This window comes from Pseudomonas sp. PARCl1 (assembly GCF_947311875.1).
Classification (GTDB): domain Bacteria; phylum Pseudomonadota; class Gammaproteobacteria; order Pseudomonadales; family Pseudomonadaceae; genus Aquipseudomonas; species Aquipseudomonas juntendi.
On the sequence record NZ_CAMZMX010000052.1, the window covers coordinates 17,729 to 35,698 of the forward strand.

23 protein-coding genes and 1 pseudogene are annotated in these 17,970 nt (G+C 64.6%); 10 read left to right on the forward strand and 14 right to left on the reverse strand.

Annotated features, from left to right (window positions below; genetic code table 11):
- Positions 1-94: 94 nt before the first annotated feature.
- On the forward strand, positions 95-1,966 hold the full coding sequence (locus tag QME24_RS21575; protein ID WP_280091662.1) for a TonB-dependent receptor: 1,872 nt from the start codon (positions 95-97) through the stop codon (positions 1,964-1,966).
- Here the strand turns inward: QME24_RS21575 and QME24_RS21580 are convergent.
- The 12 genes from QME24_RS21580 to nrdR form a co-directional block, all read right to left on the reverse strand.
- Entirely contained in the window at positions 1,938-2,756 is an 819-nt protein-coding gene (locus QME24_RS21580; protein ID WP_054904998.1) for a cobalamin-binding protein, read from the reverse strand. The genes QME24_RS21575 and QME24_RS21580 overlap by 29 nt on opposite strands.
- Positions 2,756-3,175 carry a hypothetical protein gene (locus QME24_RS21585; RefSeq protein WP_054904997.1) on the reverse strand — a complete coding sequence of 140 codons (420 nt, stop codon included), beginning with the start codon at positions 3,173-3,175 and terminating at the stop codon, positions 2,756-2,758. Before QME24_RS21585 ends, QME24_RS21580 begins: the two co-directional genes overlap by 1 nt.
- Positions 3,172-3,789 carry a GTP cyclohydrolase II gene (ribA, locus tag QME24_RS21590; protein ID WP_029886268.1) on the reverse strand — a complete coding sequence of 206 codons (618 nt, stop codon included), beginning with the start codon at positions 3,787-3,789 and terminating at the stop codon, positions 3,172-3,174. The genes QME24_RS21585 and ribA overlap by 4 nt, the downstream gene beginning before the upstream one ends.
- A gap of 129 nt (positions 3,790-3,918) precedes the next feature.
- Complete coding sequence (locus QME24_RS21595) at positions 3,919-4,662, reverse strand: transporter substrate-binding domain-containing protein (protein ID WP_054904996.1); 744 nt, start codon at positions 4,660-4,662, stop codon at positions 3,919-3,921.
- A gap of 16 nt (positions 4,663-4,678) precedes the next feature.
- Positions 4,679-5,182 carry a phosphatidylglycerophosphatase A gene (locus tag QME24_RS21600; protein ID WP_009685716.1) on the reverse strand — a complete coding sequence of 168 codons (504 nt, stop codon included), beginning with the start codon at positions 5,180-5,182 and terminating at the stop codon, positions 4,679-4,681.
- The gene (gene thiL / locus QME24_RS21605; protein ID WP_009685715.1) at positions 5,179-6,147 is read right to left on the reverse strand and encodes a thiamine-phosphate kinase; all 969 of its coding nucleotides are present in this window, start codon (positions 6,145-6,147) and stop codon (positions 5,179-5,181) included. Before thiL ends, QME24_RS21600 begins: the two co-directional genes overlap by 4 nt.
- Before the next feature lie 18 nt (positions 6,148-6,165).
- On the reverse strand, positions 6,166-6,666 hold the full coding sequence (gene nusB, locus QME24_RS21610) for a transcription antitermination factor NusB (protein ID WP_054904995.1): 501 nt from the start codon (positions 6,664-6,666) through the stop codon (positions 6,166-6,168).
- Positions 6,663-7,139, reverse strand: a complete 477-nt coding sequence (gene ribE, locus QME24_RS21615; protein ID WP_003255395.1) for a 6,7-dimethyl-8-ribityllumazine synthase — start codon at positions 7,137-7,139, stop codon at positions 6,663-6,665. The genes nusB and ribE overlap by 4 nt, the downstream gene beginning before the upstream one ends.
- Before the next feature lie 91 nt (positions 7,140-7,230).
- On the reverse strand, positions 7,231-8,322 hold the full coding sequence (ribBA, locus tag QME24_RS21620) for a bifunctional 3,4-dihydroxy-2-butanone-4-phosphate synthase/GTP cyclohydrolase II (RefSeq protein WP_009685713.1): 1,092 nt from the start codon (positions 8,320-8,322) through the stop codon (positions 7,231-7,233).
- Positions 8,323-8,340: 18 nt separating this feature from the next.
- The gene (locus QME24_RS21625; RefSeq protein ID WP_009685712.1) at positions 8,341-9,006 is read right to left on the reverse strand and encodes a riboflavin synthase; all 666 of its coding nucleotides are present in this window, start codon (positions 9,004-9,006) and stop codon (positions 8,341-8,343) included.
- A gap of 41 nt (positions 9,007-9,047) precedes the next feature.
- Positions 9,048-10,178 carry a bifunctional diaminohydroxyphosphoribosylaminopyrimidine deaminase/5-amino-6-(5-phosphoribosylamino)uracil reductase RibD gene (ribD, locus tag QME24_RS21630; RefSeq protein WP_009685711.1) on the reverse strand — a complete coding sequence of 377 codons (1,131 nt, stop codon included), beginning with the start codon at positions 10,176-10,178 and terminating at the stop codon, positions 9,048-9,050.
- Positions 10,179-10,180: 2 nt separating this feature from the next.
- Positions 10,181-10,645 (reverse strand): transcriptional regulator NrdR, encoded by a 465-nt coding sequence (nrdR, locus tag QME24_RS21635; RefSeq protein WP_009685710.1) that lies wholly within the window; start codon positions 10,643-10,645, stop codon positions 10,181-10,183.
- A gap of 106 nt (positions 10,646-10,751) precedes the next feature.
- Here nrdR and QME24_RS21640 point away from each other — a divergent pair, with 106 nt between their 5' ends.
- From QME24_RS21640 to trxA, 3 genes are read left to right on the forward strand one after another with little or no spacing between them, the layout of a single operon-like run.
- On the forward strand, positions 10,752-11,204 hold the full coding sequence (locus QME24_RS21640) for a YbaY family lipoprotein (RefSeq protein ID WP_054904994.1): 453 nt from the start codon (positions 10,752-10,754) through the stop codon (positions 11,202-11,204).
- On the forward strand, positions 11,205-11,864 hold the full coding sequence (locus QME24_RS21645) for a 50S ribosomal protein L11 methyltransferase (protein WP_054904993.1): 660 nt from the start codon (positions 11,205-11,207) through the stop codon (positions 11,862-11,864).
- A 31-nt stretch (positions 11,865-11,895) separates the two neighbouring features.
- Positions 11,896-12,768 (forward strand): thioredoxin, encoded by an 873-nt coding sequence (gene trxA / locus QME24_RS21650; protein ID WP_232892503.1) that lies wholly within the window; start codon positions 11,896-11,898, stop codon positions 12,766-12,768.
- Between the two features lie 136 nt (positions 12,769-12,904).
- Here trxA and QME24_RS21655 read toward each other — a convergent pair whose 3' ends face one another.
- Positions 12,905-13,249, reverse strand: coding sequence for a hypothetical protein (locus QME24_RS21655; protein WP_280091661.1), 345 nt, complete (start codon positions 13,247-13,249; stop codon positions 12,905-12,907).
- A gap of 128 nt (positions 13,250-13,377) precedes the next feature.
- Between QME24_RS21655 and QME24_RS21660 the strand changes: the two genes are divergently transcribed.
- The 5 genes from QME24_RS21660 to QME24_RS21680 all read left to right on the forward strand — a co-directional run bounded on the left by QME24_RS21660 (position 13,378) and on the right by QME24_RS21680 (position 17,305).
- Positions 13,378-13,959 (forward strand): DUF2796 domain-containing protein, encoded by a 582-nt coding sequence (locus tag QME24_RS21660; protein WP_280091660.1) that lies wholly within the window; start codon positions 13,378-13,380, stop codon positions 13,957-13,959.
- Between the two features lies 1 nt (position 13,960).
- The gene (locus tag QME24_RS21665; RefSeq protein WP_232892719.1) at positions 13,961-14,671 is read left to right on the forward strand and encodes an ABC transporter ATP-binding protein; all 711 of its coding nucleotides are present in this window, start codon (positions 13,961-13,963) and stop codon (positions 14,669-14,671) included.
- A complete protein-coding gene (locus tag QME24_RS21670) occupies positions 14,671-15,936 on the forward strand; it encodes an ABC transporter permease (RefSeq protein WP_280091659.1) in 1,266 nt (421 codons plus the stop codon). The genes QME24_RS21665 and QME24_RS21670 overlap by 1 nt, the downstream gene beginning before the upstream one ends.
- Before the next feature lie 9 nt (positions 15,937-15,945).
- The gene (locus tag QME24_RS21675; RefSeq protein ID WP_225624738.1) at positions 15,946-16,512 is read left to right on the forward strand and encodes a DUF3299 domain-containing protein; all 567 of its coding nucleotides are present in this window, start codon (positions 15,946-15,948) and stop codon (positions 16,510-16,512) included.
- Between the two features lie 109 nt (positions 16,513-16,621).
- The gene (locus tag QME24_RS21680; protein WP_009685701.1) at positions 16,622-17,305 is read left to right on the forward strand and encodes an OmpW family outer membrane protein; all 684 of its coding nucleotides are present in this window, start codon (positions 16,622-16,624) and stop codon (positions 17,303-17,305) included.
- Here QME24_RS21680 and QME24_RS21685 read toward each other — a convergent pair.
- Positions 17,293-17,530: pseudogene (locus tag QME24_RS21685) on the reverse strand (MFS transporter); the annotation flags it as partial. The gene QME24_RS21680 and the pseudogene QME24_RS21685 sit on opposite strands and share 13 nt — an antisense overlap.
- Positions 17,531-17,536: 6 nt before the next feature.
- On the opposite strand from QME24_RS21685, the gene QME24_RS21690 reads away from it, so the two are divergent.
- Positions 17,537-17,761, forward strand: a complete 225-nt coding sequence (locus QME24_RS21690; RefSeq protein WP_009685700.1) for a winged helix-turn-helix transcriptional regulator — start codon at positions 17,537-17,539, stop codon at positions 17,759-17,761.
- The last annotated feature ends 209 nt before the right edge of the window (positions 17,762-17,970 follow it).

Genomic DNA, 17,970 nt, shown 5'->3' on the forward strand with positions numbered 1-17,970 from the left:
CAGAGACCGCGCCGCTCTACCGGTTTGTGCAATACCGGTAGGAGCGGCCTTGTGTCGCGATCGAGGGCGCAGCCCTCGCAAAATGGTACTGCTTATGAAGAAATCTGCCTGTGCCGCGCTACTCTGCGCCCCCACATTGTTAATCGCCGCCGAACGCGATGACGCGCTGAAGCTCCCCGACGTGCTGATCAGCGCCAGCCGCCAGGTCGAGTCGCGCACCGCCACCAGCGCCGCCAACACGGTCTTCACCCGCGCCGACATCGACCGCCTGCAACCCACCAGCGTCACCGACCTGCTAAGCCGCGTACCCGGCGTGCAAGTGGCCCCCACTGGCGGCCGTGGCAGCCTCCCGGGCATCTTCATACGCGGTACCAAGGCGGCGCAAAGCCTGGTGCTGGTGGATGGCGTACGTATTGCCAACGCCACTTCGGGCGACAGCGGCCTGCAGTTCCTCGACGTTGACCAGATCGAACGGGTGGAAGTGCTGCGTGGCTCGCGCTCGGCGGTGTACGGCAGCGATGCCATCGGCGGGGTGATCCAGATCTTCACCCGCCGCAGCAACACGCCCGGCCTGCAGCCGCGGCTGCGCATCGCGGCAGGCAGCCACCAGACCGTCCAGCGTAGCCTGGGGCTTTCCGGCGGCAACGACGCGACCCGCTTCAACCTCGGTGCCAGCCTGGATGAAACAGCCGGCATCGACTCGACTGGCCCATCCTTCGCCAGTGACGGCGACCATGATGCCTACCGTAACCAGTCCTTCAACCTGAGCCTGAGCCACACCTTCAGCGAGCGCTTCGAGGCCGGGGTCAACCTGCTCGACAGCCGTGGCCGCAGTGAATACGACAACCCGTTCGGGGGGTTCGACCCGGTAACCTTCGAGAGCTTCGGCCAGAAGCCCTACACGGACTTCAGCGTCAGCAGCCTGGGCAGCTATTTCGCTGCGCAGCTCAACGATGCCTGGCGCTCGCGCCTGGAACTGGCCCACAGCGAGAACCGCGACGACAAGCGTGACAAGCTGAGCGCCGAGCGCTTCATATTCAACACCTACCGCGATCAGCTGACCTGGCAGAACGACCTCGCCCTGGGCGAACAAAACACATTGCTGATCGGTGGGGACTGGTATGAAGACCGTGTCCATGCCAGTACCGACTTCACCGAAGACAGCCGCTGGAACCGGGCGGTATTTGCCCAGCACCGCTACCAGGGCGAGCAGTTTTCCACCGAGCTGGGCGTGCGCCACGACCGCAACCAGCAGTTTGGCGGCCAGACCACCTGGAGTGGCAGCCTGACCGTGCCGCTGAACGCGGATAACGATGTGCTGCTGTCCTACAGCGAAGGCTTCCGCGCACCGACGTTCAACGACCTGTATTACCCGCAATACAGCAACCCGAACCTGGACCCAGAGCACTCGAAAAGCTATGAGCTGCAGTGGCGCAGCCAGCTGGCGACCACCACCCGCCTGGAGACCTCGCTGTACCGGACCGACCTGCGCGACGCCATCGTATTTGGCCAGGACTCGATCCCGCGCAACGTCGCCTCGGCACGCATCAACGGCCTGGAAATGGCCCTGTCCCAGCAGTGGGCGAGTTGGCACGCCCAGTTGGGCATGGCACTGATCGACCCACGTGACCGCGACACTGGCCACACCCTGGCCCGCCGCTCCCGGCGCACGTTGAGCCTGGACCTGGACCGGGACTTCGGGCGTTTCAGCGCGGGCGCCAGTTGGCAGGCCGTCAGCAGCAGCTATGACGATGAGGCCAACCGTAACCGCATCGGTGGCCACAGCTTGCTGGGCCTGCGTGGCAGTTGGGCTGCCAGCGACGAAGTGAAACTGGAAGCCAAACTGGATAACGTGCTGGACCGCCGCTATAGCCGCGCCCTGGACAGCTACGAAGGGGCCTACTACCCGTACCGCGAAGAAGGCCGCACGGTGCTGTTCAGCGTGACGTGGACGCCGGGGCTTTAGCGGCCAGCAACGCACACAAGCGGGCGGTGGCTTCAATCATTTGCCCGCTCGGGCGCTCCAGGCCCTTGTCGGGTACCACCAGCAAACCGGCGTGGGCAACGGCGCGCAACTGCGGCCAGGCCAGCCAGCCGGTCAACTGCGCCTGGTCACTGGCCAGGATGACCTGGGGGTTGCGTAGCAACACCGACTCCACACTCACCTGCGGCGCCGGTTGGCTGAGGTCGGCAAACACATTGCGCGCCCCGCATACGGCCAATGCGTCGCTCACCACCTGGCGGCCACCAAGGGTGTACAAAGGCCGATCCCACACCTGGTAGAACACCTGCAAGGGCTCGTCACGTCGGTACTGCTGGCGCAGTTGCCGCAACCGCTCGCGCAGGGCCCGGGCATACTGCTGCCCTTGCTCGGCACGGCCGACGCGCTCGCCAATCGCGGCGATCTGCTCGATGAGCTGGTCCAGGTCATGGGGTTCGGCGCTGAAGGTCGTGATACCCAGGCGTTTGAGCTGCTCGCGTTGCGCCGGCGGCACGCTGCCTGGCCACAGCAGCAACAGGTCGGGGCGCAGGCTCAGCAGGCGCTCCATGTTCAGCTGGCCTTGGCGGCCTACCGAGGGTAAATCGCGCAACGCATTTGGTCGTTCGCCCCCATCAAGCACACCCACCAGCAGGTCATCGGCCTGCAGTTCGAGCATGATTTCCGTCATCGAAGGCGCCAGGCTGACCACTCGCAAGGGTTCGCCAGCCAGCGCGGCACAGGCGAACAGTGCCAGCAGGCCAGGCAGTAGGCGCATCAGCCGAGCTGTCGTGGAATGCGGTAGAGGGACAACACCACCACGGTGGATATCGCCAACAGGATCTGCGGTACCGCTTCAAGACCGACCCCTACAGACAGCGCTGCGACCCAGGCCGGGAAGCAGGCGTACAACATGGCCAGGCGCCGTACCCGTGCCAGCTCGATCCACGCGGCAGGCTCTTCAGCAGTACCCAGGGCTTTCGAGGTGGCGATGAGTGCATGCTTGTAGGCACCGAAACGTGGCAGGCTGAGGAACATGGTGGCCGCGCCGGCAATGAACAACGGCATGGCCAGAATCGGCACCAGCGCCTCACCGCCGCCAAAAGCCCAGCTCATGACCGGCAGCGGCAGCAGGCCCACCGCCAGGTACTGCCACCAGGCCAGCGCCAGCCGCCGCTTGACCTGGGCGCGGGTCACGCCTGGGGCACCTCGCCCTGGTGTTCGTTGCCCAGCATGTGGCCAAGCTTGCCGGCCTTGGTTGCCAGGTAGTAGCGGTTGTGCGGGTTATGCCCGGTATGCAGCGGTACTCGCTCGGCAACCACGATGCTCATGTCGGTCAGGGCTTTGACCTTGCGTGGGTTGTTGGTCATCAGCCGCAGCGCCTTCACGCCCAGGTGTTCGAGCATGGGCAGGCACATGGCGTAGTCACGCTGGTCGGCGGCAAAACCCAGGCGCTCGTTGGCTTCCACGGTGTCCGCCCCGCCGTCCTGCAGCTCGTAGGCACGAATCTTGTTCAGCAGGCCAATGCCACGGCCTTCCTGGCGCAGGTACAGCAATACGCCGCGGCCCTCGCGGGCGATTGCCTGCAGTGCGGCCTCCAGCTGCGAGCCGCAGTCGCAGCGCTGGCTGAACAGGGCATCGCCGGTCAGGCATTCGGAATGCAGGCGCCCCAGCACCGGCTGACCATCCGCGATGTCACCCAGGCTGAGCACCACATGCTCCCGGCCGGTGGCTTCATCAAGAAAGCCATGCATGGTGAAGGTCGCGAAGGGCGTCGGGAGTTTAGAGGCGGCAACAAAGACGACGGGCACGTTGTGCTCCTGGAAAAAGTGGGACATATCTCGTGAGCCGATTGTATCAGCAGGTTGCACACTATGGGCTGGCTGAATACCGCGGGGTAAGATCGAAAAGTTCGATACTTAGGCCAGGCAGGCCCGGCTTCAGTGCGGTTTGCTATCCGCAGTGAACGGATACGGTTGCCGCCAGTGCTCGAAAATCGGCTTCAGCTCGCCACTGCGTACCAGCTCGGCCATGCGCTTGTCGAACAGGTCGCGCAGGGCCTTGGCCTGGTCGTTGCGGGCAAAGGCCAGGTATAGCGGCAGCTCGGCCACGTGGGTGCGGCGAAAGCGTTCGGGCTGCGATGACTGGTTCAGTACGTAATCGACTTCAGTCTGGGAATCGATGTAGAAGTCCACACGGTCATGCTCCAGCATCGGCAGAATGCCTTCGCGGCGCTGGATTTCACGGAACTCATGCACATCGGGCAAGTAGCTGCCGTAGTCGTAGCCACGTACCCAGGCCAAGCGGTACTTGCCCACATTCTGCGACGTGGGCACAGGCTTGCTGGCCAGCCCCAGCGCATAGATATGATCCATATCGAAGTGCCAGCGCGGGTACAGGTTGTCGTCGTTCTCTTCCTTGTAGGAGCCGACCCAGGCATCCGCCTCGCCACGTTTCACCAGCCCGACCGCGCGGCTGTAGGGTGCGCTTTGGGTCACCACCTTGACCCCGGCCGGCTCGAACACCTTGCGCAGAACGTCCCAGGCAACGCCGGTACCGTCAGCATTGGTGTAGTCGATCCACTCCTCGCTGACCAGCTGGATCTGCTTTGGCAGGCCTTCGGCAGCCACCGCCCACGGGGCGACACTCAGCAGCATCGCCAGCAGCACAACCCTCATGGCCATTCACGCGCTCCCTGTTTCAGGCAACCGCCCATACCAGAACCTGCATGCCCAGCCAGGCGAACACACCGGCCAGGATATCGTCGAGCATGATGCCGACGCCCCCGTGCACATGGCGGTCGATCCAGCGGATGGGCCACGGCTTGAGGATGTCGAAGAAACGGAACATCAGGAACCCTGCCAGCAGCCACTGCCAGCCTTCCGGCACCAGCCAGAGGGTGATCCACATGCCAACGATTTCATCCCAGACAATGCCTTCATGATCGTGCACACGCAAGTCATTGGCGACCTTGCCGCACAGCCAGATGCCGAACAGCATGCTGATGCCCAGCAACAGCCAGTAGCCCCAGTCGGGCAGCATCTGCCACAGGGGGATGAACGGTATGGCCACCAGCGAGCCCCAGGTACCCGGTGCCTTGGGCAAGGTGCCGGAACCAAAGCCGAACGCGATGAAGTGCCATGGGTTGCGCCAGACCGAAGGCGGAACGAACTCCGCAGGCACCTGGTTGGGGTGATCGGTCACGGTGTCTCCCTAAAGTGTTGATAGCCCCGCTGGGCGGGGGTGATGTCCTGGCCCTGTGCGTCGCGCAGGGTCACACCGCGACCTTGCAGCACACGACCAATGGTGTGTACCTCGATGAAGCCAAGCTCGGCCAGGGGCGGCAGTGCTGCAGGCGGCAAGGTGAAGGCCAGTACGTAATCATCGCCACCGGTGAGTGCTGCCTGCAGTGCCGCCTCGTGGCCGAGGAATGCCTGCAAGGCAGGAGACACTGGCACCTGGGCCAGGTTCACCTCAAGTGCCACCCCGGACGCCTTGGCGATATGCCCGCAATCGGCTAGCAGGCCATCGGAGACGTCGAGCGCCGCCGTGGCCCTGCCCCGCAGCCATGTACCCAGGGTGAGCTGCGGCATCGGCGACCAGTAATGGGCCAGCAGCGGCTCGGCAAGCTCGGCGGGCGCCTGGCGCTCGCCCAGTACCAGCGGCAAGGCACCGGCGGCCTTGCCCAGGGTGCCGCCAACACACAGCAAGTCGCCTGGCCGCGCACCGCTGCGGCGCAACGCCTGGCCAGCCGGCACCCGGCCGAACACGGTCACTGTGATGCTCAATGGGCCACGGGTGGTGTCGCCGCCGATCAGGCTCATGCGGCAGCGGTGCGCCATGCGGCTCAGGCCGTTGGCGTAGGCTGCAAGCCAGTCCGGGCCAACGCTTGGCAGGGTCAGGGCAAGGGTGAAGCCGATCGGGGTGGCGCCCATGGCGGCCAGGTCACTGGCCGCCACGGCCAGCGACCGCTGGCCCAGCAGTTGCGGGTCGCACACGGCAGGGAAATGCACCCCGGCCACCAGCGTGTCGGTCGACACCGCCAATTGTTCACCGGGGGGAAGGTCGAGCAAGGCGCAATCGTCGCCGATCCCCAGGGCCACGCCTTCGCCGCCTTGCGCACAGGGCGCGGCGGCGAAGTAATGGTTGATCAGCTCGAATTCACCCATGGCCAGGCAGCGCCGGGATCAGCGCTTGTTCGCCTTGACTTCTGCTTCACGCAGGGACGGGGCAAGCTTGTCGAGCACACCGTTGACGAACTTGTGACCGTCGGTAGCACCGAAGACCTTGGCCAGCTCCACGCCTTCGTTGATGACCACACGGTACGGTACGTCGATGCGCTTGATCAGCTCCCAGGTGGACAGGCGCAGCACGGCCAGTTCCACAGGGTCGAGCTCGTCCAGGGCAATGGTCATGCACGGGGCCAGCGCTTTGTCGATTTCGTCCTTGATTGCCGGGACCCCATGCAGGATCTCGCGGAAGTAGGCACCGTCGACATCGGTGAAATCGTTATCCACCCGGAACTGCGCTTCGATCTCGTTCAGCGAATGCTGGGCCATGTGCCATTGATAGAGGGCCTGGGTCGCAAGCTTGCGGGCTTCGCGACGCTTGGCGCTCTTGGAGGGCTTGCCGGCATCCGCAGGTTTTGGATCGCGCGGGTTGAAACGATCGCTTTCGTCGCTAATCACTTGGCCTCCAACTGCGCCAGCAGGCTGACCATTTCCAGAGCGGACAGGGCAGCTTCAGCACCTTTGTTGCCAGCCTTGGTGCCGGAACGCTCGATGGCCTGCTCGATGGAATCGACGGTCAGTACGCCGAAGGCCACCGGAACACCGAACTCCATGGACACCTGGGCCAGGCCCTTGGTGCATTCGCCCGCCACGTATTCGAAGTGCGGGGTACCGCCACGGATCACGGCGCCCAGGGCGATGATCGCGTCGTAGGCGCCTTGCTGGGCGACCTTCTGTGCCACCAGCGGAATTTCGAATGCACCCGGGGCACGGATGATGGTGATGTCGCTTTCGCTGACACCGTGGCGAACCAGGGCGTCAACGGCACCGCTTACCAGGCTTTCGACAACGAAGCTGTTGAAGCGGCCAACCACCAAAGCATAGCGACCTTTGGGGGCGATGAAGGTACCTTCGATGGTCTTCAGGGTCATTCCGATATTCTCATATTCAAGAGCGAGGCCGCTTGCAAGCGGCCTCGACAGGGGTCTGGACTCGAGCTGGGGGCGTCATTGCCGCCTCAAGTCACTCGGAGGGCACGTATTCTACAACTTCCAGATCGAATCCGGATATCGCGTTGAACTTCATTGGCGAACTCATCAGGCGCATCTTGCGCACCCCGAGGTCGCGCAGGATCTGCGAGCCAGCACCCACGGTGCTGTAGGTGGTCGGTGCCTTGGCCGGTAGGTCGCCGGCGCTTTCGCGGATGTGCGCCAACAGCACGTCGCCGTCCAGCGGGTGGCCCAGCAGCAGGACCACGCCGCTGCCGGCTTCGGCCACGGCCGCCATGGCCGCACGCAGGCTCCAGCGGCCCGGTTGCTTGACCAGCAGCAGGTCGCGCAGCGGGTCCATGTTGTGTACCCGCACCAGGGTCGGCTCTTCAGCGCAGATCTTGCCCAGGGTCAGGGCCATGTGCACGTCGCCCTCCACCGCATCGCGGTAGGTGACCAGGTTGAACTCACCCAGCTCGCTCTCTACCGGTTGCTCGGACACCCGTTGCACGGTGCGCTCGTGAATCATGCGGTAGTGGATCAGGTCGGCGATGGTGCCGATCTTCAGGCCATGCTCGGCAGCAAAGACTTCCAGCTCGGCGCGGCGCGACATGGTGCCGTCGTCGTTCATCACTTCGCAGATCACGCCGCTTGGCTCGAAACCGGCCATGCGCGCCAGGTCGCAGGCCGCTTCGGTGTGGCCGGCACGCGCCAGGGTGCCGCCAGGCTGGGCCATCAGCGGGAAGATGTGGCCAGGGCTGACGATGTCTTCGGCCCTGGCGTCCCGGGCAGCAGCGGCTTGCACGGTGCGCGCGCGGTCGGCGGCGGAGATGCCGGTGGTGACGCCTTCGGCGGCTTCGATCGACACGGTGAACTTGGTGCCGAAGCCCGAGCCGTTGCGCGGCGCCATCAATGGCAGCTTCAGCGTTTCGCAACGCTCACGGGTCATCGGCATGCAGATCAAGCCACGGGCATGCTTGGCCATGAAGTTGATGTGTTCGGGCTGGCAGCACTCGGCGGCCATGATGATGTCGCCTTCGTTCTCGCGGTCTTCGTCATCCATGAGGATGACCATTTTACCCTGGCGGATGTCTTCGACCAGTTCTTCGATGCTGTTGAGCGCCACGCGGCACCCCCTTCTCAATCAGGATTTCAAGAAGCCGTTGGCGGCCAGGAAGCTTTCGGTAATGCCACTGCCCTTGCTCGGTTCGGCGGCCTTGTCACCCAGCAGCAAGCGCTCCAGGTAACGGGCCAGCAGATCGACCTCAAGGTTCACCCGACGCCCTGCGCGGTAGTCGGCCATGATGGTTTCGGACAGGGTGTGCGGGACAATGGTCAGCTCGAACTCGGCGCCATTGACTTCGTTGACCGTCAGGCTGGTGCCGTCGACGGTGATCGAGCCCTTGTGGGCGATGTACTTGGCCAGCTCCTTCGGTGCGCGTACGCGGAACTGGATGGCGCGGGCGTTATCGCTGCGCGAGATGATTTCACCCACCCCGTCGACATGGCCGCTGACCAGGTGCCCGCCAAGGCGGGTGGTAGGGGTCAGGGCTTTTTCCAGGTTGACCTTGCTGCCGCTCTTGAGGTCGATGAAGGCAGTGCGCTTGAGGGTTTCGACGCTGACGTCGGCCCAGAAGCCGTCACCAGGCAGTTCCACGGCGGTCAGGCACACGCCGTTGACGGCGATGCTGTCGCCCAGCTTGACGTCACCCAGGTCCAGCTTGCCGGTTTCGACGTAGACGCGAACGTCGCCGCCCTTGGGGGTCAGGCTGCGGATGCTGCCAATGGATTCGATGATGCCGGTGAACATGGGGTCTTCCTCAAAACGGTTTGCACGGGGCAAGCCCGGCATTATACGCCGGGCGCCGGCAGGGGCACGGCTGTGACCCGCCAGTCATCGCCCACTGCGCGCATTTCGGTAATTTTCAGCCGCGGTGCTTCGCTCATCCGCTCCATTGGCCAGTCCAGCAATGGGCGGGCATGGGAGCCGAGGAAGGTACCAGCGACGAACAACTGGTACTCGTCCACCAGGCCAAGGCGGGCAAAGGCACCGACCAGGCTGGCACCGGCTTCCAGCAGCACTTCGTTGACGCCACGCGCGCCCAGGGCATGCAGCAGCGCCGCCAGGTCGACCTGGCCATTGTCACCCGGCAGGCAGAGCAGTTCGTGGCCGGCAGCGGCATAACCGGGGTCATCTGCGACAGCTGTTACCACCAGGGCCGGCCCGGCCTGGAAGAATGGCGCATCCAGCGGCAGGCGCAGGCGGCCATCGACCAACACGCGCAGTGGTGGGCGGCTGAGGGCCAGGGCGGTGGTTTCGGCATCCAGGCCCAACTCGCTGCCCCGTACGGTCATGCGCGCGTTGTCGGCCAGCACGCTGGCGGCGCTGGTCAGCACCACGCTGGAGCGGGCGCGCAGGCGCTGCACGGCCGAGCGCGCGGCCGGGCCGGTGATCCACTGGCTTTCACCACTGGCCATGGCGGTACGGCCGTCAAGGCTCATGGCCAGCTTGGCGCGCACGTACGGCACGCCATGCTCCATGCGCTTGAGAAAGCCCGGGTTCAGGGCGCGGGCCTCGGCCTCGAGCACACCACTGGCTACTTCGATGCCGGCCTCGGCCAGGCGCCGCAGCCCCCGCCCTGCCACTTGCGGGTTAGGGTCCTGCATGGCCGCTACCACCCGGGCCACACCCGCCTTGACCAGCGCTTCGGCGCACGGGGGCGTGCGGCCATGGTGGCTGCAAGGCTCCAGGGTGACATAGGCACACGCGCCACGGGCGCGTTCCCCGGCCTGGCGCAGGGCATGCACTTCGGCATGGGGCTCACCGGCGCGCACGTGCCAGCCCTCCCCGACCACTTCGCCGTCGCGCACGATCACGCAGCCTACGCGGGGGTTCGGGTGGGTGGTGAACAGGCCTTTGCGCGCCAGCTCCAGCGCACGCGCCATGTAGTGGGCGTCAAGAATCGCGGCTTGGCTGGGCATGTTCACTCTTTGGCCGGCTCGCGGGCCAGGCGGTCGATTTCTTCACGGAACTCGTCGAGGTCCTGGAAGCGCCGGTACACCGAGGCAAAGCGGATGTAGGCCACCTCATCGAGCTTGCGCAGCTCGGCCATGACCATTTCACCCACCACCAGCGACTTGACTTCGCGCTCGCCAGTGGCACGCAGGCGGCTCTTGATGTGCGCCAGCGCCGCTTCCAGGCGCTCGACGCTGACCGGGCGTTTTTCCAGCGCCCGCTGCATGCCGGCACGCAGCTTGTCTTCGTCGAAAGGCTGGCGCGTGCCGTCTTGCTTGATCAGCCGGGGCAGCACCAGCTCGGCGGTTTCGAAGGTGGTGAAGCGCTCGCCACAGGCCACGCATTCGCGGCGGCGGCGCACCTGCTCGCCCTCGGCGACGAGGCGAGAGTCGATGACCTTGGTGTCGTTGGCACCGCAAAAGGGACAGTGCATGGTGGCAGGCAACAAAAAAAGGGAGGGCCATGGTAGCGCATTGCACTGGCAAGACAAGCCAAAGGGGTTAACATCCATGGGAAATCTGCCCGTTAAGGACTCCTCCATGCACTACCGAGCGCTCGTCGTGCTGTGCTGCGCCGCCCTGCTCGCCGCCTGCGGCAGCGACAGGCCGAAGACCGATACCTCCGTTGCGCCGGCACCGGCCCACGTGGCCAAAACCGCCGAAGCGCCCGGCCCGCTTCCGGCCTACCAGCGCGAGTTGAGCGGCACTTTGCTGGAAATCCCGGCCGGCGCCGACGTGGAACTGGCGTTGCTGGTGATCGACGAACGCGACCGCCCGCAACGCCTGCTGGCCAGCAGCAACCTGACCGCTACCGGCCAGGCCCTGCCCTACCAACTGCGCTTCAACCCCGAAGCCTTCCCGGCCGGCGCACGCGTGGAATTGCGTGGCCGCGCCAGCCGCTCCGGCCAGCTGATCATGCACCTGCCGCCGCTGCGCATCACCCAGGCGCAGACCCAGGCCACCGGGCCGCTACGTTTCGAGAAGGCGCCCTGAGTGGCACCGCTCGCCCTGCAGCAGGCACTCAGCGGCCTGATCGGTGAAGCGCGGCTGGTCGTCAGCGAACTGCCCGGCTGCGCCTTGAAACTGTGGCTGATCGACGACCAGAACATGGACCGCGCCTTCAGCAGCGACGAAACCCGGCGCATTCTGGAAGACCCGCCCTACTGGAGCTTCTGCTGGGCCAGTGGCCTGGCCATGGCCCGTTACCTGGCCGAGCGCCCGGAATGGGTGGCCGGCAAGCGGGTGCTGGACTTTGGCGCCGGGTCCGGCATTGCCGGCATCGCTGCCGCCCGCGCGGGTGCCCGGGAGGTGGTGGCCTGCGACCTGGACCCACTGGCCCTGCAAGCCTGCCGCGCGAATGCCGCACTGAACGGTGTGCAACTGGGCTACAGCGACGACTTCTTCGCCGAGGACGACCGCTTCGACCTGATCCTGGTCGCCGACGTGCTGTACGACCGTGCCAACCTGCCGCTTCTGGATACTTTTCTTGGCCGTGGTCGCCAGGCCTTGGTGGCCGACTCGCGGGTACGCGACTTCAGCCACCCGCTCTACCAGCAGCTGGGGGTGCTTGAAGCGCTGACCCTGCCCGACCTGGCCGAGCCGCACGAATTCCGCCGGGTCAGCCTGTACCACGCCAGCCGCGACACCTTATAGTGGTGGTATTCACGAGTTTGCGAGAAGCGCAATGAGCCAAGACACGCCTTACATTTTCGACGCTACCGATGCCACCTTCCAGCAGCTGGTGATCGAGAACTCCTTCCACAAACCGGTGCTGGTGGATTTCTGGGCCGAGTGGTGTGCGCCATGCAAGGCACTGATGCCCTTGCTGGCGAAGATCGCCGAGGGCTACCAGGGCGAACTGCTGCTGGCCAAGATCAACTGCGACGTGGAACAACAGGTGGTCGCCCAGTTCGGCATTCGCAGCCTGCCGACCGTTGTGCTGTTCAAGGACGGCCAGCCGGTGGACGGCTTTGCCGGTGCCCAGCCGGAATCGGCGATCCGCGCCATGCTCGAGCCGCACGTGCAAATGCCTGCCGCACCGCAGGCATCGCCGCTGGAGCAGGCCAAGGCGCTGTTCGCCGAAAGCCGTTTCGCCGAAGCAGAAGCGCTGTTGCAGGCCCTGCTGGGTGAAGACAACAGCAATGCCGAGGCACTGATCCTGTACGCCCGTTGCCTGGCCGAACGTGGCGAACTGGGGGAAGCGCAGGTGGTACTGGACGCGGTCAAGAGCGATGAGCACAAGGCCGCACTGGCCGGCGCCAAGGCCCAACTGACCTTCCTGCGCCAAGCGGCCAGCCTGCCGGAAGTGGCGGAGCTGAAAAGCCGCCTGGCCCAGAACCCCGAGGATGATGAAGCCGCCTACCAGCTGAGCGTCCAGCAGTTGGCGCGCCAGCAGTATGAGGCGGCGCTGGAAGGGTTGCTGAAGCTGTTCCAGCGTAACCGCAGCTATGACAATGGGCTGCCGCAGAAGGCGATGCTGCAGGTCTTTGAACTGCTGGGTGGCGATCACCCGCTGGTTGGGGTTTATCGTCGCAAGCTGTCGGCGGCGCTGTTCTAGCCCAAAAGCATTGCGAGGGCTTCGCCCTCGTTCGCGGGCACGCCCGCTCCCACAGGATACCCACCGAACTCGAGACTGGTGCAATACCTGTGGGAGCGGGCATGCCCGCGAAGAGGCCAGCACAGGCAATACAGGCTTATCCCACCCAGTGATAAACCGGCGCGTCCACGCCGCTTTTCACCTTCACATCACTGCTGTGCCGCAAGCGCACCAGCAATCGCTTGCCCGCCGCCGTGCTCCCCGCCAACCCTCCCAGCCGGTCCAGCAACTGCGGCCCGCTCATTTGCCCGGCAAGGCGCAATACATCACACGCTGCTACCCATTGCCCGTCATCCTGGCGCGGCGCCGCCACGGTTTGTGTTGCTGCGGCCTGCGCTACCACCGGTACATCAATCTGCCGCCCGAACTGCGCCCACTCTTCAGGCTCAAGCTCGATGGTCAGGTCCACCGGCCATTCCCCAATCTGTCCACGAATTCTCACGATGCATTCCTTGAGCAAGGTCGATGGCCCATGCTACCGCAAGATGAAACCTGCACCATGCGGGCTGGCAGGACGCAGAAAAGTTGTTATAACATAACCCAATCACCCAGCCCGCCCCGGAGCCTCTCATGCGTCGCCTGTTGCTCGCCCTGCCCTTCGCTTTGCTGCCACTGGCCGTGGCCCATGCCCACGAAGACCATGACCATGATCACGACCACGCCCATGGCACCTTGGGCGCGCATGAACACGGCGTGGCCAAGCTCAATGTCGTGCTCGAAGGCAACACTCTGGAACTGGAGCTGGACAGCCCCGCCATGAACCTGGTTGGTTTCGAGCACGCTGCCAGCAGCGACGCCGACAAGGCCAAGGTTGCCGCGGTGCGCCAGCAGCTGGAACAACCGTTGAAGCTGTTCGGCCTGGCCTCGGCAGCCGGCTGCAAGGAAGACCAGCAAGCGCTGGAAAGCCCGTTGTTCGGTGACGCCGCCAAAGCGGACGACGACGGTGACGAGCATGAGAGGGGCCGCATGCACAGCGATATCAATGCCCACTACCAGCTGACATGCGCCACCCCGGAGAAACTCACCCAGCTGGACCTGGCCCCCCTGTACAAAGCCTTCCCGGCCACGCAAAAAATCAACGTGCAGCTAATCGGCCCCAACGGCCAGAAAGGCGTTGAAACCTCGCCCGCCAAGGCCATGGTCGCGTTCTGAGATGAATCAGGCACTGATTGACCTGCAGGACCTGGTGTTCGCCTGGCCCGGCCAGGCGCCGCTGCTGGACATCCCGGCGTTTCGCCTGCAAGCCGGTGAGGCCCTGTTTCTCAAAGGCCCCAGCGGCAGTGGCAAGACCACCCTGCTGGGCCTGCTGGGCGGGGTGAACCGAGCGGACCAAGGGCGAATCCGGCTGCTTGGCCAGGACCTGGCCGCGCTGGGCCAAGGTGCACGCGACCGGTTCCGCGTCGACCACACCGGCTATATCTTCCAGCAGTTCAACTTGCTGCCCTTCCTGTCGGTTAGGGAGAACGTCGAACTGCCATGCCGCTTTTCCCGCAGCCGGGCGGAACGGGCCATCCAGCGCCATGGCAGTGTCCACCAGGCGGCAGGCGAACTGCTCGCCCACCTGGGGCTGGGCGACCCGACACTGCTGGCGCGCCGTGCCGACAGCCTGTCGATAGGCCAGCAACAGCGGGTTGCCGCAGCCCGCGCGCTGATCGGTCAACCCGAGTTGGTGATCGCCGACGAGCCGACCTCGGCGCTGGACGCCGACACCCGTGAGGTGTTCATCCGCCTGCTGTTCGATGAGTGCCGGGCCGCTGGTGCCAGCCTGCTGTTCGTCAGCCACGACCAGAGCCTGGCGCCGCTGTTCGATCGCCACCTGTCGCTGGCCGAACTCAACCGTGCAGCCAAGCCCGTGGAGGCCTGATGTACCTGCTCCGCCTTGCCCTGGCCAGCCTGGCCAACCGCCGTTTCACCGCTTTTCTCACGGCCTTTGCCATCGCCCTGTCGGTATGCCTGCTATTGGCCGTGGAGCGGGTGCGGACCGAGGCCCGTGCCAGCTTCGCCAGTACCATCAGCGGTACCGACCTGATCGTGGGCGCGCGCTCCGGTTCGGTGAACCTGCTGCTGTATTCGGTATTCCGGATCGGCAACGCCACCAACAACATCCGCTGGGACAGCTTTCAGCACTACGCCCATGACGCACGGGTGAAGTGGGCGATTCCGATCTCGCTGGGCGACTCGCACCGCGGTTACCGGGTAATGGGCACCACTGCCGACTACTTCGAGCATTACCAGTACGGCCGCAAACAGCACCTGCAGCTGAGCCAGGGCCGCGAATTCGCCAGTGACCCGTTCGAGGTGGTACTGGGTGCCGAAGTGGCCGAGGCACTGCATTACAAGCTGGGGGACAAGCTGGTGCTGGCGCACGGTGTGGCCGCAATCAGCCTGGTCAAGCATGACGACAAACCGTTCACCGTGGTGGGCGTGCTCAAGCGTACCGGCACACCGGTCGACCGCACCCTGCACATCAGCCTGGGCGGCATGGAGGCGATCCATATCGACTGGCACAATGGCGTGCCGGCACGTGGCGCCGGGCGCATCAGCGCCGAGCAAGCACGCAGCATGGACCTGCAACCTGCCGCCATCACGGCGTTCATGCTGGGCCTGAACAACAAGATCGCCACGTTCAGCCTGCAGCGGGAAATCAACGAGTACCGCAACGAACCGCTGCTGGCGATCCTGCCTGGCGTTGCCTTGCAGGAGCTGTGGAGCCTGATGGGCACGGCCGAACAAGCCTTGTTCGTGGTTTCTCTGTTCGTTGTGCTCACGGGCCTGATCGGCATGCTCACGGCCATTCTCACCAGCCTCAACGAACGCCGCCGGGAGATGGCGATCTTGCGTTCCGTAGGGGCCAGGCCGTGGCATATCGCCGGGCTGCTGGTGCTGGAGGCGCTGTCACTGGCGGCAGTCGGCATCGTCGCCGGGCTGGGCTTGCTGTATGCGGGTATCGCCCTGGCACAGGGGTATGTACAGGCCAACTATGGTTTGTACCTGCCGCTGGCGCTGCCGAGCGCTCATGAATGGAGCTTGCTGGCTATCATCCTGGGGGCTGCACTGCTGATGGGCAGCGTGCCAGCGTGGCGCGCCTATCGGCAGTCGTTGGCCGATGGCCTGTCCATACACCTATGAGTGCGCGTAATGATCAAACACCTCACCGCCTGCTTCGCGGGTTCACCCGCGAAGAAGCCGACACTGCGAACGCTGCTGATCCTGCTGCTTGCGGCAGCGATGCCGCTGTGGGCCGCCGAACCCAAGGAGCTCGACTGGCCAGCGCTGATCCCGGAAGGCGCCCCGGTCATTCCACCGCAACTCACCCCCTTGCACGACATGTCGCAATTGAGCAACGCGCTGGCCGCCGAGTCTGCGCCAGCAGCCCGGCAGCAGGCGCCGAACGCGCCGGTGGTGAAAAGCCTCGATGGCCAGCAGGTCAAACTGCCCGGGTATATCGTGCCGCTGGAAGTCAGCGAGGAGGGGCGCACCACCGAGTTTCTGCTGGTGCCTTACTACGGCGCGTGCATCCATGTGCCGCCACCGCCCTCGAACCAGATCGTGCACATTTTCAGCGAAATGGGCGTGCGCGTCGAAGACCTTTATCAACCCTACTGGATCGAGGGAAAGATGCAGGTCAAAGCCTCCAGCAGCGAACTGGCCGATGCCGGCTACCAGATGGAAGCCGACAAAATCTACGCTTATGAGCTGAAGTGAGCGCTATTACCGGTTCATGAAGACGCTTCGTTGAGCTGGGTCAAACATTCTGTTTAGACCCATCCGTACCATTGGACTACTCGATTATTAACGTCCTCTGGGAGCTTCCATGAACAAGTCCTTGCTCGGGGCCGCATTCGCGGCACTGGCCTTCGCCGCCCCTGTTGCCCACGCCCACCAGGCGGGTGATGTCATCGTTCGCGCCGGTGCAATCACCACTGCGCCGAATGAGAGCAGCAGCGACCTGAAATTCGACGGCAACAAGGTTTCGGGCACCAAGGCGACACTGGACAGCGACACCCAGCTGGGCCTGGCCTTCGCCTACATGCTCACCGACCACGTTGGCCTGGAGCTGCTGGCGGCTACGCCGTTCAAGCACACCGTAGGCGTAAAAGGCCTGGGTGGCGGGCTGGACGGCAAGCTGGCCGACATCAAGCAACTGCCGCCAACACTGTCGCTGCAGTACTACCCGATGGAACCGAACTCCAAGTTCCAGCCGTATGCCGGCGTCGGTATCAACTACACCCTGTTCTTCGATGAAGACCTCAGCAGCGCCCGCAAGCAGCAGGGCTTCAGTAACCTGAAGCTGCAAGACTCGGTAGGTATCGCCGGCCAGTTGGGCATGGACTACATGCTCACGGACAACCTGCTGGTCAACGCCGCGGTCTGGTATGTGGACATCGACACCAAGGCCAGCGTCAACGGCCCCACCGCGCTGGGCTACAGCAAGACCAAGGTCGACGTGGATGTCGACCCATGGGTGTACATGGTCGGCCTAGGCTACAAGTTCTGACCGGAACACTGCAGGGCGGCTCCGGCCGCCCTTGCGCGTTGCAGCCACAGCCAATAAGCCAGGGCCGCCGCGCTGATGGCCATGCCCGGCCAGCAACACCGTCTGGTTGGTGACATGCATTGCCTGCACGGCAAAATCCAGCATCAGCACGCCAAGGACAAAGGCCATCACGGATTGCCCGAGCATGGCCGTGGGCAGCCATGAAAGCGTCAGCAGCAACAGCGCCAGGAGGTGCTGGGTGATTGCTGGGCGCTGATGATCCTTCGCGATGCTTTTGATGGCCTGCGTCGCTTCAGTGAGTTTCAGAAGAATCTGGGGCTGGCGAAGACCATCCTCGCCTCACGGCTCAAGTGGCTGGTGGAAAGCGGTTTGCTGGAACCGTTACAGGTGAGAAGCCTGGATGGGCGGATGTTGAACCCCGAGGACTGCGTGCGCAAGGTGGTGCGCCATGGCTGATCCCGGGGCTGCTGCGCAGCCCTGTCGCGACACAAGGCCGCTTGTGTCTTGAGAGAGGGATCTGGTGTTGCCTCAGCCGAAGAGGGTGTAGATCAACAGCCAAAATGCAGGACTCGAAGATCACACGGTTCCTGTGGGAGCGGGCGTGCCCGCGAACACCGGCGCAGCCGGTGCCAGACACCGCGTCGCCTGCTTCGCGGGCACGCCCG